This is a genomic window from Candidatus Kapaibacterium sp. (genome assembly GCA_023957315.1).
In the GTDB taxonomy this organism is placed as follows: domain Bacteria; phylum Bacteroidota; class Ignavibacteria; order Kapaibacteriales; family UBA2268; genus PGYU01.
The window spans coordinates 100,077-114,326 of record JAMLHE010000009.1 but is presented as its reverse complement, the minus strand read 5'-3'; the positions used below and the strand labels follow the sequence as shown (position 1 = coordinate 114,326).

The 14,250-nt window shown below is 39.9% G+C and carries 18 protein-coding genes and 1 tRNA gene; 11 read left to right on the top strand and 8 right to left on the bottom strand.

Annotated features, from left to right (window positions below; translation table 11 throughout):
- The 11 genes from M9949_10765 to M9949_10715 form a co-directional block, all read left to right on the top strand.
- The coding region (locus M9949_10765) for a phage tail tape measure protein (GenBank protein ID MCO5251886.1) at positions 1-1,422 on the top strand (1,422 nt) is incomplete at its 5' end.
- 37 nt (positions 1,423-1,459) lie between these two features.
- Positions 1,460-1,765: a hypothetical protein gene (locus M9949_10760; GenBank protein ID MCO5251885.1), complete on the top strand. Its 306-nt coding sequence runs from the start codon at positions 1,460-1,462 to the stop codon at positions 1,763-1,765.
- A 76-nt stretch (positions 1,766-1,841) separates the two neighbouring features.
- Positions 1,842-2,123 carry a hypothetical protein gene (locus tag M9949_10755; protein MCO5251884.1) on the top strand — a complete coding sequence of 94 codons (282 nt, stop codon included), beginning with the start codon at positions 1,842-1,844 and terminating at the stop codon, positions 2,121-2,123.
- Positions 2,124-2,317: 194 nt separating this feature from the next.
- A complete protein-coding gene (locus tag M9949_10750) occupies positions 2,318-2,455 on the top strand; it encodes a hypothetical protein (protein ID MCO5251883.1) in 138 nt (45 codons plus the stop codon).
- Between the two features lie 132 nt (positions 2,456-2,587).
- Positions 2,588-2,785 (top strand): hypothetical protein, encoded by a 198-nt coding sequence (locus tag M9949_10745; GenBank protein MCO5251882.1) that lies wholly within the window; start codon positions 2,588-2,590, stop codon positions 2,783-2,785.
- Positions 2,786-3,099: 314 nt separating this feature from the next.
- Positions 3,100-3,336 (top strand): hypothetical protein, encoded by a 237-nt coding sequence (locus M9949_10740; protein MCO5251881.1) that lies wholly within the window; start codon positions 3,100-3,102, stop codon positions 3,334-3,336.
- A gap of 72 nt (positions 3,337-3,408) precedes the next feature.
- Positions 3,409-3,807, top strand: a complete 399-nt coding sequence (locus M9949_10735) for a hypothetical protein (GenBank protein MCO5251880.1) — start codon at positions 3,409-3,411, stop codon at positions 3,805-3,807.
- 18 nt (positions 3,808-3,825) lie between these two features.
- Complete coding sequence (locus M9949_10730) at positions 3,826-4,098, top strand: hypothetical protein (protein MCO5251879.1); 273 nt, start codon at positions 3,826-3,828, stop codon at positions 4,096-4,098.
- Positions 4,099-4,176: 78 nt separating this feature from the next.
- The gene (locus M9949_10725; GenBank protein ID MCO5251878.1) at positions 4,177-4,425 is read left to right on the top strand and encodes a hypothetical protein; all 249 of its coding nucleotides are present in this window, start codon (positions 4,177-4,179) and stop codon (positions 4,423-4,425) included.
- Positions 4,426-4,528: 103 nt separating this feature from the next.
- The gene (locus M9949_10720; protein MCO5251877.1) at positions 4,529-4,897 is read left to right on the top strand and encodes a hypothetical protein; all 369 of its coding nucleotides are present in this window, start codon (positions 4,529-4,531) and stop codon (positions 4,895-4,897) included.
- Positions 4,894-5,058: a hypothetical protein gene (locus M9949_10715; protein ID MCO5251876.1), complete on the top strand. Its 165-nt coding sequence runs from the start codon at positions 4,894-4,896 to the stop codon at positions 5,056-5,058. Before M9949_10720 ends, M9949_10715 begins: the two co-directional genes overlap by 4 nt.
- Before the next feature lie 90 nt (positions 5,059-5,148).
- Here the strand turns inward: M9949_10715 and M9949_10710 are convergent.
- The 8 genes from M9949_10710 to lysS form a co-directional block, all read right to left on the bottom strand.
- Positions 5,149-5,221 (bottom strand) — tRNA-Gln (locus tag M9949_10710).
- Positions 5,222-5,314: 93 nt separating this feature from the next.
- On the bottom strand, positions 5,315-7,099 hold the full coding sequence (gene aspS, locus M9949_10705; protein MCO5251875.1) for an aspartate--tRNA ligase: 1,785 nt from the start codon (positions 7,097-7,099) through the stop codon (positions 5,315-5,317).
- 41 nt (positions 7,100-7,140) lie between these two features.
- The gene (locus M9949_10700; GenBank protein ID MCO5251874.1) at positions 7,141-8,397 is read right to left on the bottom strand and encodes a serine/threonine-protein phosphatase; all 1,257 of its coding nucleotides are present in this window, start codon (positions 8,395-8,397) and stop codon (positions 7,141-7,143) included.
- Positions 8,398-8,412: 15 nt separating this feature from the next.
- Positions 8,413-9,309: a 4-hydroxy-tetrahydrodipicolinate synthase gene (dapA, locus tag M9949_10695; GenBank protein MCO5251873.1), complete on the bottom strand. Its 897-nt coding sequence runs from the start codon at positions 9,307-9,309 to the stop codon at positions 8,413-8,415.
- 110 nt (positions 9,310-9,419) lie between these two features.
- On the bottom strand, positions 9,420-10,721 hold the full coding sequence (locus M9949_10690; protein MCO5251872.1) for an aminotransferase class I/II-fold pyridoxal phosphate-dependent enzyme: 1,302 nt from the start codon (positions 10,719-10,721) through the stop codon (positions 9,420-9,422).
- 15 nt (positions 10,722-10,736) lie between these two features.
- On the bottom strand, positions 10,737-11,765 hold the full coding sequence (locus M9949_10685) for a site-2 protease family protein (protein ID MCO5251871.1): 1,029 nt from the start codon (positions 11,763-11,765) through the stop codon (positions 10,737-10,739).
- The gene (locus M9949_10680; GenBank protein ID MCO5251870.1) at positions 11,765-12,667 is read right to left on the bottom strand and encodes a mechanosensitive ion channel family protein; all 903 of its coding nucleotides are present in this window, start codon (positions 12,665-12,667) and stop codon (positions 11,765-11,767) included. The genes M9949_10685 and M9949_10680 overlap by 1 nt, the downstream gene beginning before the upstream one ends.
- A complete protein-coding gene (gene lysS, locus M9949_10675) occupies positions 12,660-14,192 on the bottom strand; it encodes a lysine--tRNA ligase (GenBank protein ID MCO5251869.1) in 1,533 nt (510 codons plus the stop codon). The genes M9949_10680 and lysS overlap by 8 nt, the downstream gene beginning before the upstream one ends.
- Between the last annotated feature and the right edge of the window lie 58 nt (positions 14,193-14,250).

Here is a 14,250-nt window from a genome sequence, read left to right as displayed (position 1 = left end):
ATTGTTGGCTCTCTTGACAGATTCGTACAACCTTTCGTAGAGCTTGACAAGCAAGTAAAAAATATCGGCACCTTGGGTGTGAAGAATTTTGAAGAGTTTGCCTCATTAGCTACGAATCTAAGCAAAACCGTACCAGATAGCGCCGCCAACATTGCCTTGGGTGTTTATCAAGCAGTATCGGCAGGTATATCAGGAACAAATCAAGAAATTATAAAGTTCACCGAAACAGCCGCTAAAGTTGCTGTTGCAGGTGTGGCGACAACTGAACAGGCTGTAAATGGCTTAACAAGCGTTCTGAATGCTTATGGACTAAAAGCTGCGGACGTATCCGGGGTTTCAGACGGTTTCTTTGCCGGGATTAAGTTAGGTAAAACAACGTTTAATGAATTGAATGGTGCACTCGCCAACGTAATACCTTCGGCAAGTGCAGCAGGCGTAAACTTCGACGAGGTTGTAGCATCAATCGCTCAAATGACTGCTTTGGGGGTCCCAACAGCACAAGCAACTACTCAAATCCGGTCTGCACTTGTAGAATTGCAAAAACCGACAGGCCAATTGCAAGAGTTCATGAAAAAGCTTGGTTTGTCAGCGCAAGATATGCAAGAAAAACTCTCAAATCAGGGTCTAATTGCTACATTGCAGGAACTTGAAAAATCAGCAACTGCTCAGGGCAAACCGTTTAATCTTCTGTTTGGTTCTATGGAAGCCGGATCTGCTGCTGCCTTATTGACAGGAAAGAATGCAGAACGTGCTACTCAAACATTAGCAAGTGTACGCGAGGAGATTGAAAAAGGTGTTTCAACCGAAGCGTATGATGTAGCGGCTCAAAGCATTGATGTCAAAACAAAGATATTCCTTAACAAAATTCAAGCAGGATTTTCTCAAGTTTTCGATACGATTGGCACAGGTGCGGTCACCGCAATAAATTCTTTCTCTCAAATTGGACCGGCAATTGCATCTTTTGCAGGTTTTAGCCAACTCCTGCCATCAAAAGCGGACATGGTTGAGGGACTTAAAGATTTTCAGAAAACATTAAATAATAAAACTTTGCCTGCAATAAAAAGTTTCTCTACATCAATAACAAACTTAATACCAGGACTTGCTACCTTTGGGACCTCAGCGTCAACTTCTTTTGGTGCGGCAGGTGCGGCAGGTGCAGCAAGTGGAACTGCAACATCGGCAGCTTGGATGACAGCATTGGCTCCTATAGTAGCAGTTATTGCGGCTGTTGTGGCCTCTGGTGCACTTTTCTTGTATCTTTATAACAATGTTGAGGGATTCCGAAACCTGATAAATGGTGGGTCGGGGAAGTGGCGGAGTATGGTTTCACTCGGCTGTGGGATATTTTTAAAGAGAGTAGGCGATATATTCTTTCATATGGGGCAGCAATTTTCGAAGGTATGGTTCTGCTGTTTAGGTTAGTGATTGATGTAATTTCCGGCACGTGGGAAGCTTCAGCATGTCTGGAGAAGCAATAACTGTTGAAGACGTGATTAATGCTTTGGGTGTCGCATCTGATTTTGTGACCAATCAACTAACTTTGATGAGCAACAATAGACGGCTTTGTTGCAGGATAAAATCTGTCACCGGTTCAGTTTCGAATATAATTAAAGCAATTTTTTCAGGCAACATTGGCGGTGAAGCAGTTAAAGAATTCGGCAATATGGGCAGCAATGCCGGTAAAGCGATACTTGACGGCGCAAATGAGTCGTTGCGAGATGCTAAATTTGAAGATATAACAAAAGCATTAGAAGAGAATTGCTGACGGCATCAAAATCAATGCGAAAATTCAGGAAATTGAAGGTATTGATACTTTAATTGAAAATTATCAAGACACTACTTTGCAAATCAAAACTTTGCAGGCGAAGCCTGAATCAGATTTGACAGAAGATGAGCGTAATCAACTTCAAATGCTCGAAGAAAAAGCTAAACAAACGGCTGATGCAATCGGCAAAATCGTACCTGAAGCAAGAGAAAACTTCAGAAGGATTACTGATGAATCGGGTAATCTTGTAAAGGTTTACGATATCAACATTGATAAACAAAAGAACTTGCTGAGGAGCGAGAAAAAGCATACAAACAGCAACAACTTGATGACCAAGCAGCATATACACAAGGCTTGACAACTCAATCCGATAGACTTGGTAGACCAGACCTCCGTAAACTAAAAGAAGCTGAAGCAGAAGCTAAAAAATTATGCAGCCGGCAATATGATGTTTGCTCTGCAAAATAAAAAAGTAATTGAGTTAAAAGATGGAATTCAAGCAACGCGTGATTCTATGGTAGATTCATTTCTACTAAAGGAGCTAAAGCAGGTTTGCTGACAAGTGATGCAACCAGAAAAATCGGCAAACAACTTGGGCTCAATAGTGCAAGTATCGTTGATGCTAAAACCCAACAAGGCGCATTTACTGCCGAAGTGGAAGGCACTGGCGAAGCAGTTAAAAAGCCTTAAATCGTTCTCGGAAGCCATGAATAAAGCCAAAAAAGGACAAAGTGAAGCAACAAGCGCGTTGGCTGAGTTGGCAAGACAGCTTAAAAATAACGAGATTACGCGTGAAGAATACGAAGAAAAGAGAAAAATGAATTGATTGCCGGTAAAGCAGCGAACAAAGAAGTGTTGTTTTTGACTGAACTCGAAAAACAAGCTAAAAAAGACTTAGGAATCCTCGAAGGTCAACGAGCCAAAACAACAGCAACAAATCTTTTCAGAATGCAAAAAAACTATTCGACACAGAAAAGAAAAGCATCACTAACGCGCTTGAGCAAAGCGTATAATTGCTGAAACTTCACGCTTGAAATCGGGTCGTGAAAAACAATAATTGATGATATTGCAGCACAAAAAGATGCGATAAAGGCTTTGCAACAAGAGAAGGGATGTTCTTCAAGAAATTTACAAACTCAAACTCGATGCGAATGGCGTTGTGGTTGATGTAGGAATTAAAACTTGGTAAAGATGAGAAAAAATCAGACGTAATTGATGGCATAAATGACCAAATTACTCAGCTCAACAACTCCATTTCCAAAGAAAAGAATAAGGATATTGAGCTAAATTTAAAGCAAATTGGAAGATGAAGAATTCGTAAAAAACTCGACGAATTGGCATTATCTGAGTTGCGTTATGAGATCGAACTCGGAATTAAACTTCCAGAGGATTTAGTTGCTAAATTAAAAGAAAGTCAATCTAAAATTACAAGCACTATTGTTGAAGAACAAAAAACTATTGATGCTTTATTATCGGAATTAGGCTCTGAAAAAGGAGAAAATCAACTGACAGCCGAACGTCGTGCTGAAATCGAATCCGAAATTAAGGACCGTAAAAAGCAAGTTAGTTGATTTGAAAAAAACAGAGTTAGGACGGTAGAAAGGGAGATTAATTCTGAAGAAAAAGCCATACGCACAAAACGTATGCAGGACTTGCAAACACAGCATCATGAAGAAATGCAGTTGATTGAAAAGCGTAAACAGGCTGAACTTGAATTAAATAAAGCAATTATCGGCTCATCATCCGGCGCACTCGACAGAATTTCTGATGTCAGACATAAAAACCAAATCGAGAAATTGGAGGAGATGAAGGAAGCTGAAATCATTACAGAAGTTGAGTATAATAAACGCAAGGAAGATTTAGAAAGAGAGCATCAAAATAATAAAAAGGCGATTCAGGATGCCGCAAGAGGTGCAGAGATTGAAGCTCAGAGACAACATGATTTAGCTTTACTAAATGAACAAAGAGCACGGGAACAGGCTATACTTAATGCTATAGACCCAACAGATACAAAGCCATTGAAGCCCAAAGAGCGAAATTAGGAAGGGATGATAAGGTAATTGCTGAGAAGGGAGATATTTTATTGGCATCTGCTGAAGCGTTGCAAGGAAGTATTGGCGATATTTTCGTTTCACCTTTTCGATGGCGGAGAAGCAATGAAAGATTCCGCCAGGACAATGTTGGTAAATATGGGTGGTATTTTGAAAGCAGCGGTAAGTGCTGCCGTCTCAAAACTAATAATTTCTTTGTTTACATCCACGACCGGATTTTGGGCTGTATTGACAATCCCTATGATTAAAGGGTTGGTTACCGCTGCTATGAATACCATTTAGGACCGGCATTATCTGCACTCAGTAGTTTTCATACCGGTGGGCGCGTGGATAGTCCAACTGTAGCAATCGTGGGTGGATATGCATTTCTTAGGACGTCCGGGGGACGATACTGAATGGATATTACGCGATGACCATCTTTGGTTGATTGTAACAGAAGCCGTTCGCCAACAAGAGCATCATTTAATGAATGCAGTTAAGTTGTTATCATCAGATTTCTCGCAAGAAATGCAAAAAATGGCGAATAATTTAGATTTGGGTTATTATGGGTTTAATGGAGACAGATGTAACTGTAGAAAAGCACCTAAGACAACTCGAAATAGTAAATAAAGGACTTTCTCGAATTAATGAAGGAGTTAATCTCCTCGAAAAATCCTTAAACACTCAATTGTCGCCTGATAAAACAATTAAATTATTGTCGGAAATGTCAAAAATGATGAAAATACAAGTTGATTATCAGACCGAAGTAACAGATGCAGATGAATATTTACAACAATACGGTCAACAAGAGCTAAAAATTCGTTCATTTGCAAGTGGTAGTGGGTTTTTAACTAAACCGGAGTTGGCACTTGTGGGCGATGCAGGGAGTAATAACCCGGAAATCGTTTTAAATAATCCTCAGCTACAAGCGTTGATAAGCGAAGCATCGAAATCAGGAAATGAAATGTTAATCCGGAAGATGGATCAATTAATTAATGTTGTAGAAAGTCTGGATTTTGATGTATATTTGAATTCACAAACTGTAACTGATGAAGTAAATCGTGAAAATAATCGCCGAAAAAGGAGAACAAATATATCATGACAATAATTAAAGCAGATGGTGTTTATTTACTTAATAATAAGATATTGCGAAAGCGATTAATTAAGAGTCTTGAGAAGAATCAAAACGACGGAAAAATCACATTAAGAAAAACTTTGATGGATGAAACCGAAAAGATGATAAAAGAGTTGAAATATGACTGACTTTTAAAATCATTTTGCACGCATTTTGCACACGCCCACTACGAAAAAAGCCTCGATACAGATGTATCAAGGCTTTTCGCTCCCTCTGAGCTGCCCCGTCAGGACTCGAACCTGAACTCTTCTGATCCAGAATCAGACGTGTTGCCGGTTACACTACAGGGCAATTGCGTTACAAAAATAGCGAATATTTCGCATATGCAAAAACTTTTTTGTCCGAAAAGTCACAAAAAAGCGATTTTTCTTAATTTTTTTTCATTTAGTCCGGATTTTGCTTCTCAGAAAGCAATTTCAAGCCCAATTCTTTGAGTTGCTCATCGACAACAAATGACGGCGAACCATCCATGAGAGATAGTCCACTGGTGGTTTTGGGGAATGCGATTACGTCGCGGATGTTGTCTGTACCGGCTAATGTCATCACGATGCGGTCTAATCCAAGTGCTATCCCGCCGTGTGGTGGTGTGCCGTATTTGAGTGCCTTGATGAAGAAGCCGAATTTGTCCTCGATTTCCTTGTCGCCCAATCCCAACTTGTTGAACATTTTTTGCTGCAAGTCGCTGCTAAAGATTCGTATGCTGCCACCGCCAAGCTCGGCGCCGTTGACAACTAAGTCATAGGCTTTGGCTCGGACGCTTCCCGGGTCTGTGTCTAAGAGTGCGATGTCTTCGTCCATGGGCGATGTAAATGGATGGTGCATTGCCACCCAGCGCTCGTTGTCTTCGTCGTACTCGAATAGCGGGAAGTCTATCACCCAATGGAATGAGAATTTGTCTTTGACGGCGTCCATAATGCCCAATCTCTTGGCACATTCGAGCCTCAAAGCTCCCAAAATTGTTTGAGCACGGCGCTTTTTATCGGAGGAAATGAGGACTAAATCGCCGTCTTGGGCGTTGAGTTGACTTCTCAGTTGGCTGATTACGGCTTCGTCTAAAAATTTCGCAATCGGTGAATTGACTTCGCCATTTGCAAATTTCATCCATGCTAAGCCTTTGGCGCCGTATTTTTTGGCAAATTCTGTTAATTCGTCAATATTTTTGCGTGACATTTCGCTGCCACCTTTGACGTTGATTGCCGCTATGATTCCGCCTTCGCCGATTGTGTCGTTGAATACTTTGAATTCTGTGCTGCGTACTGCATCTGTGATGTCGGATATTTCCATGCCAAATCGCAAATCGGGTTTGTCGCTGCCGAATCTGTTCATTGCTTCGTCGTAGCTCATTCGCATAAATGGTGCTGCAACGTCGTAATCGAGCACTTCTTTCCATAATTCAACTATGAAGCCTTCGATTAAATTCAAGATGTCGTCGCGGTCAATGAATGACATTTCGACGTCAATTTGGGTGAATTCGGGTTGGCGGTCGGAACGTAAATCTTCATCACGGAAGCACTTAACGATTTGCATGTAGCGCTCGAATCCCGATAGCATCAGGATTTGCTTGAATATTTGCGGTGATTGTGGCAATGCGTAAAATTTGCCCTTGCTGATACGGCTCGGCACAAGGAAATCGCGTGCTCCTTCCGGAGTGGATTTCATCAGAACGGGTGTTTCTACTTCGATGAAATCATTCTTCTCGAAATATCTATGACATACTTGATAAGTTTTGTTTCTGATTGCGAAATAATTTTGCATTACGGGGCGACGCAAATCCAAATAGCGGTAACGTAATTTTGTTTCTTCGCCTGTTTCGATGTTGTCATCAACCGGAAATGGCGGCAATTCGCTTTTGTTTATGATGTCGAAATCTTCGACTACGACTTCAATCAATCCTGTCGGGATTTTTGTATTTGGGTTAGAGCGGCTTCGGACAGTTCCTTCAGCCCATAGTACAAATTCGTCGCGAATGTCTTTGGCTTTTTCAGCCAAATCGGGACGATTTTCGGGTTCGATAACGATTTGAACCAAACCCCATCTATCTCGCAAATCTATAAATATCAATCCGCCTAAATCTCGTCTCGATGCCACCCATCCGTTTAAAACTATTTTTTTGCCTTCATCTTCCTGACGTAAAATACCACAATTAGTATTTCTTTTTTTAAATAACATTAATTTCTCCAAATAATTAATTATCGTTTGATAATTATTAATTAATTCATATCTCTTTTAATTATAACTAAGGTACGGTCATCGGTATAATCATTTCCGGTGGCGAATTTCTGAACATGTTCAATAATATGCAAAGTCATTTCTTTGGGCGGTAAATCTTTATATTTTTTAACTAATTCGACCAATCTTTCTTCGCCAAAAAAATCGCCCTCTTTATTTGAGGCTTCAGTAATTCCGTCTGTGTAAATTGCCAAAATATCGCCGGGGCGCATGATTATATTTTCTACATTAAATTTCTGATGTTTTACAATGCCGAGTAATCCGCCTGTGGGTTGCAAAAATTCATGAGTATCTTTGTCTCGGCGGTAATAAATTGGAGCACAGTGACCGGCATTTGCGTATAAAACGAGACGATTGCTCGTGAGAGTCAATTCGCAATAAAACAATGTCACAAATCTTTCATAAGGAAATGTTTCGTAAATCAATGTGTTAAGCCGCGAAAACAGGGTTGAAATCTTAGGAGTGAATGCTTGTGCCATTCGCATCGCACCGGAAACGAACAGAGCTTGAATTGCCGCCGGAAGTCCTTTGCTTGCCGCATCGCTAATTACGATACCGATTCGTTCTTCTTCATCGTCGTTATTTTTGAGATAATCGAAATAATCTCCCCCGACATCACTATCGGGAATGCAGACACCGTAAATTTTATAATCTTGAAATTCGAGATAATGCTCGGGCAATAAATTGCGTTGTATTTCAGAAGCTTTTGTTATATCTTTTTGATATTTTTCTTGCTGTTGGCGCGAATTCAATCCTTGGATTGTAATCGTAGCAAAGCTGGAAATTACTGACAGTGTTTCGTAAAATGATTGCAAAATTTCGTTTGCATTAAATCCGAGTACATATTTAAAAAATTTTCCCTTCCCTGTTTTTATTATTTCGCCAACACCCGTAACCGAATAAATCACAATACCTTTTTCAATTAGTAATGGGTCAACTTCTCGGTTTAATGTAGTTCGTTTTTCGACCAATTCATCTAAAATTGGCTGTTCGGAAATTTTGACTTCGTAATTGTCGGGAATTTTTTGCACATTACCGTGCTGATAACGCAGAACATAAGTTCCGTTGGGAATGTTCGCTTCCCAAATTCTACCACCAATGATTTCAAATTGGTCGTTACTGACAATTTCGGAAACTAAATGCTTCAAAAATTCAAGTTCATTCTTAAAGTTGCCGGTGGTTATCCGTTCAACTAATTTGTAAACATCTCTTTGGTTTACTGTTTCACCGTATTGCATTAAAATCCAAAATAATTAATTCAACAATCCTACTTCTTGAAGAGCAGTTTTGATTAGTTTTTTGTTTGGTGCAGTAATCGGTACTAATGGTAATCTTAAATGTTCTTTAATCATTCCCATCAATGCCAAAGCTGCTTTTGCCGGAGTAGGATTGGATTCGGAAAAATTCAGAATCATCAAATCCAGCAATTTGTAATGTAGCTCGCGAGCATTATCCCATTTTCCTTTCAATGCCAGTCTTGTCATTTCGGAAAATTCAGCCGGAGCGTAATTTGATATAACCGAGATTACACCCTTGCCACCTAATGCGATAATAGGTAAAGTCAGCACATCATCTCCCGAGAAAAGGTTGAAGCCTTCGGGAGCATACTTCATAATTTGCGACATTTGCTCCAAATCCGCAGATGCTTCTTTGGTTGCGATTACATTCGGGCATTCTTCGGCTAATCGCAATTGTGTTTCAGCCGTAATATTGATACCTGAACGCCCCGGAACGTTGTAGATAATAATCGGAATATCTACTTTTTCGGCAATTGCCATGTAATGATTATACAAACCTTCCTGAGTGGGCTTATTGTAGTACGGAGCTACGAGCAATACACCATTTGCACCTTGTTCCTTTGCCAAAATTGTCAAGTCAATGGTCTCAAAAGTGTTGTTGCTACCCGTGCCGGCGATAATCGGAATTTTGCCGTCGGCAATTTCGAGTGCCTTTACTATCAAAGCAATTTTTTCAGTTTTAGATAGTGTGGCGCTTTCGCCGGTTGACCCGCAAATCACCAATCCTTCTACTTTTGATTCAATCTGATGTTTGACTAAACGCTCGAAAGCATCAAAATCAATAGACAAATCTTTGTTAAAAGGCGTTACCAAAGCCGTAATTGTGCCTCTAAGTTTAGAATTAATCATCATTATTCTCCCGTAATCGTTTTATAATCATGTTATAAAAATTAAATCATTCCATTGGGGTTGATTTAATTTTACAAAATAACATTTTCTTTCCAACAAAAAAAGCTATTATTTTACAAATCACCTAACCATTGTTCAAGTTTTTCAAATGCTACAGAAATATTTCCGCAATGATTTAGGACAAAATCGCCATCTAATGGACGTATTCCATTGTTTTTTCGTGATGCTTCCAAAGCTTCGGCACCATTAAAATCAACAAAAGCAATTCGCGAAGTCAGTTCTTCGGGCTGACGACCGAAATCTGTACCGGGCAACATCGCAAAACCTGTATCCTCAAGCAATCTCTCGCAAAGCTCTACTGAAGTGTAAATATCTTTGGATTTCAGTTTTTCTCTGTAAAATTCAAAATCCGGGAAAATGTAGAAAGCTCCATGAACTGTTGGGTACGTAATATTCAATTTATCGAATTTGTGGGAAATGAATTTGTAAATTTCACGCAAAACGCGTCGCGCATGGTATAGATAGTCGTCCATCCAGATTCCGCCATTAAAAGCAGTAACAGCGGCATATTGAATAGGTGCACTTGTAGAAGTGAATGTTTCGCTCGCTACGGTAGAAATTGCATCACGCAGCCAATATAGATTCTCCGGGAATGAAAATGCCCCCAATCTCCAACCGCCGGCACCGCACCATTTACTAAGTCCGGTGCTGATAATTGTGCCTTCGGGATAATACCTTGCTATAGAAACATGTTGATTATTGTAATGCAATAGCCCGTAAATTTCATCTGAAACTAAAATCACCTGATATTTGCGGGCGACTTCAGCCAATTCTTTCAATCTTTCGATAGAATATGTGCTACCGGTAGGATTTGCAGGGTAATTCAGAATCACAACACGTGGTTTCTTTGGGTCTGTCCTGCAAATCATATCTAATTTTTCAGGAGACAATCTGTAATTTTCTTCTTTTTTTGTGGGAACCCAATGCACATGGCGTCCGATAATTCTGGCTTGAGGCGAATATGACACCCAACTTGGAGTCGGGATTATCAAATCTCCGTAATAGACTAATTGGAGCAAAAATATTAGTTCCTTCGAGCCGGGACCGATTATTATATTTCGAGGAGATGAATCCACTTTTTGTGTTACGCTCAGAAAATTCGCGACTGCTTCTCTTAGCGGGTATAAACCTCTAACGGGCTGGTAATCTTTTTGAAAAGCATTATCTTTAAGAGTTTGGACGACGTTCTCCGGCACAGGGAACGGAGATTGCCCGAGCCCGAATCTGTAAACGGGTTTGCCTTCGGTTTTGAGTTTGGCGCATTTTTCGTTAATAGCTAAAGTAGCAGATGTAACCAAACCTCTTACGTTTAGATTCAAATTGATTTGCAGCTCGTCTATTCTACTTTTTGACATTTTAAAATTCCTGAATTATTCAATAATATAAATTCCTGAGTATGAAAAACTCAAAAACAATATGACGAATGAAACCCAACCGATTATCATCCTTTTGGTTCCGATTGGCGATTCATCTTCAACTTGGGGGTGTCTCAGCTTGATAAAGAACTTTGCAATCAATCCCCAAATCAGCCACCCACCCCAACCTTGGAATGCAATTGGAAATAGATTATACAAAAAATTGAGAGGAGGCAAGAAAATATCTTTCAAAAATATTACAAATTTAACATCGGATTGTAAACTCAAAAATTCCCGTGCAAATGATAAAATCGCGAAAAAGCCGATTGTCATCAAAATCCACCAAGTGATTTTAGCGATTTTGAATTGCATTTTTCTGCCAAACATTGCGTACGATATGTGTCCACCATCAAGTTGACCAATCGGCATCATATTCAAAGTAGTCACAAATAGCCCAAACCAACCGACATTCAAGAAGGGATAATGATAAATTTCATTCATCGGTGGCAAAAATCCATTACTCGTATCAATCACATTTGTCAGAAAAGAATAAAGCATCGTATTGCCAAAATGCAAACCGTGAGTAGGAATTATGCCATTGTGTTCGAGCAAATATTCAGGGTGAATAGCGTAAATAAAATCAATTGGCGGAAGATTGTTCAATCCGTATATAAGATAAAGCACACAAACCACAAATCCTGCTAATGGTCCGGCGACACCAATATCGAATAGAGCCTTTCGGCTTAGAATTGGAGTCCGAGTTTTGATGACTGCCCCGAAAGTGCCGAAATTGATTGTGAAAGTAAAGGGAAATGGAATGTAATAGGGCAATGTGACATCTACACCATGTAAACGTGCTGCAAAATAATGCCCAAACTCATGGAAGGATAAAAATATCATCACCAAAGCAGCGTATTCGATGCCATAAATCCAATTCGTGATTTCCCAAAAGTCTTTGAACGCCCATTGAGCCCCTGCCATCATACATGTAGCGAAAGTTGCTATAAAAAGCAACAAATGGATTGCAATCGTGCGAGCTTTCATTATTTTTCGTCAGCTTTATCGGATTTAATTTGCAATACTGTCTCTGAAAGCTGCTTGCCACCCTTGATACCAAAATCAAGAGTACGTATTGGGAATGGAATCGTAATATCATTTTCATTGAAAGCAGCTTTGATTTTTATAATTGCATCGCTCAATGAATGTTTGTAGTCCGGCTCGCGGTCATATGCAATCCAGTAACGGCACATGAAATTAATTGAGCTATCGCCAAATTCGGTAAAGAAAAATTCTACCGGCTTGTCTTTCAATCTGCCATCAATCGAATTAATTGTTTCGAGGACAACTTTTTTGACTTTTTCCAAATCTTCACCGTATGAAATACCAACTTCGACTACCACACGTCTCGTTCCGGTGGCGGAATAATTGGTCAGAGGTTGTTGCAATACCAAGCGACTTGGAATCAGGACTTCTTGCCCATCCAAATTGTTAATGGCAATCGAACGGAGTTTGATTCCTTTTACAGAGCCAAAAATGCCATTCGATTCGATATAATCACCGACTCGGAACACTTGCTTCATGGTGATATAAGCCCCCGAAAAGATATTTGCCATAATATCTTGGAAAGCGAATGAAATCCCCAGCCCGATTATACCCGCACCGGCAAGTAATTTATTGACAGTACCGTCTAATTTCAAAATTCCCAGAGCTATAAGTAAACCAATAGTGACAATTGTCACATAACTTATATTAACTATCAGCTTGTAAACAGGGTTATAGTCAATAGTTTTTTCGAGAAGCCTGACCAAAGCACGTTTTAACCAACGGAAAAATAGAATATATACAAGTAAAAACAGAATGGCAGCTATCAAATTTGGAAATGTGCTCCAAAAATTTATATACCAAGTATGAAGTTGCTCTAATATTAATTCTATTGCACTATCCATTTTCGCTTTGCTCGGCTTTTTTTACTTTTTCTGGTCGCATTTGAGGGAAAAATAAGACGTCGCGAATAGAAGTTTCGCCTGTCATCAACATTACCAATCTATCAATGCCTACTCCCAATCCTGCAGTCGGAGGCATTCCGATTTCCAAAGCATTCAAGAAATCTTCATCAACGACCATTGCTTCATCGTCGCCGTCGGCTCTAATACGGGATTGTTCTTCGAGACGCGCTCTTTGGTCGCGTGGGTCATTCAATTCCGAGAAGCAATTCGCAATTTCGCTACCGTTTACAAATAGTTCAAAACGCTCTACCAAACCGTCTTCAGTACGGTGTTTTTTGGCTAAAGGCGACATTTCAATCGGGTAATCAACTACGAATGTAGGCTCTATCAGGCGATGCTCCACTTTTTCACCAAAAATCAAATCGAGAATTTTCATCGAGCTCATCGTTTTGTCGGTTTCGATTCCCATTTCCTTTGCGGCAGATGCAAGCTCGTCACGCGATAGACCTTTCAAATCTTTGCCTGTATATTCCTTGTACAAATCAAACATCTTAGCACGTCGGAATGGCAGCGCAAAACTTATGCTATTATCGCCGAGCGTGACATTTTCGCTTCCGTTGACTTCTTTGCAAATTTTATTGATTAATTCCTCAGTCAGTTGCATCATCCAATTATAATCCTTGTAGGCAACGTAGATTTCCATTGCAGTAAACTCAGGATTGTGCATCTTGTCCATACCTTCGTTACGGAAGTTTTTGCTGATTTCGTAAACGCCTTCAAAACCACCCACAATCAATCTTTTGAGGTATAGCTCATCTGCAATACGCAAGTAAAGCGGAATATCGAGTGCATTGTGGTGACTCACAAATGGGCGTGCAGTAGCACCGCCATAAATAGGTTGCAAGATTGGAGTTTCTACCTCGAGCCAACCGCGACTATCGAAGAAATTTCGCATTGTGCTGATAATTTTTGCTCGCTTGACGAAAGTATTGCGGATTTCGCTATTGACAATCAAATCAATATAACGCTTACGATAGCGAGATTCCTTGTCGGTAAAGGCATCGTGGACAATTTTGTTGCCGGCTTCGTCAACTTCTTCTTTCGCTACAGGAAGTGGTTTGAGAGATTTCGCAAGCAATTCTTGAGATTTAACATGAACCGAGATTTCGCCCATCTTCGTTCTGAACACGTAGCCATGCACTCCGATAATGTCGCCAATATCGTATAGTTTTAAATTATCATAATTTTCACCTATTTCGTCTTTCTTGAAGTATAGTTGAATTTTACCGCTTTGGTCTAAAATGTGGCAAAAAGTAGCTTTACCCATACGGCGGAAACTCATGATTCTCCCCGCGATACTTACTGATGCGAAGTTTGCAGGATTTTCATCGTCAAAATTGTTCAATATTTCCGATGAATTGTGAGTTTTCTCGAATGAATATGGATACGGGTTGATTCCTTTGGACTCTAATAGTTCAATCTCTTCAAGCCTTCTTAATTCGGGGTCTATGTGTTGTTCTGTCATATTTTGAAAAATAATTTTCGTTTAAGTTGAAAATAAACATGCAAATTAACAAAATTTT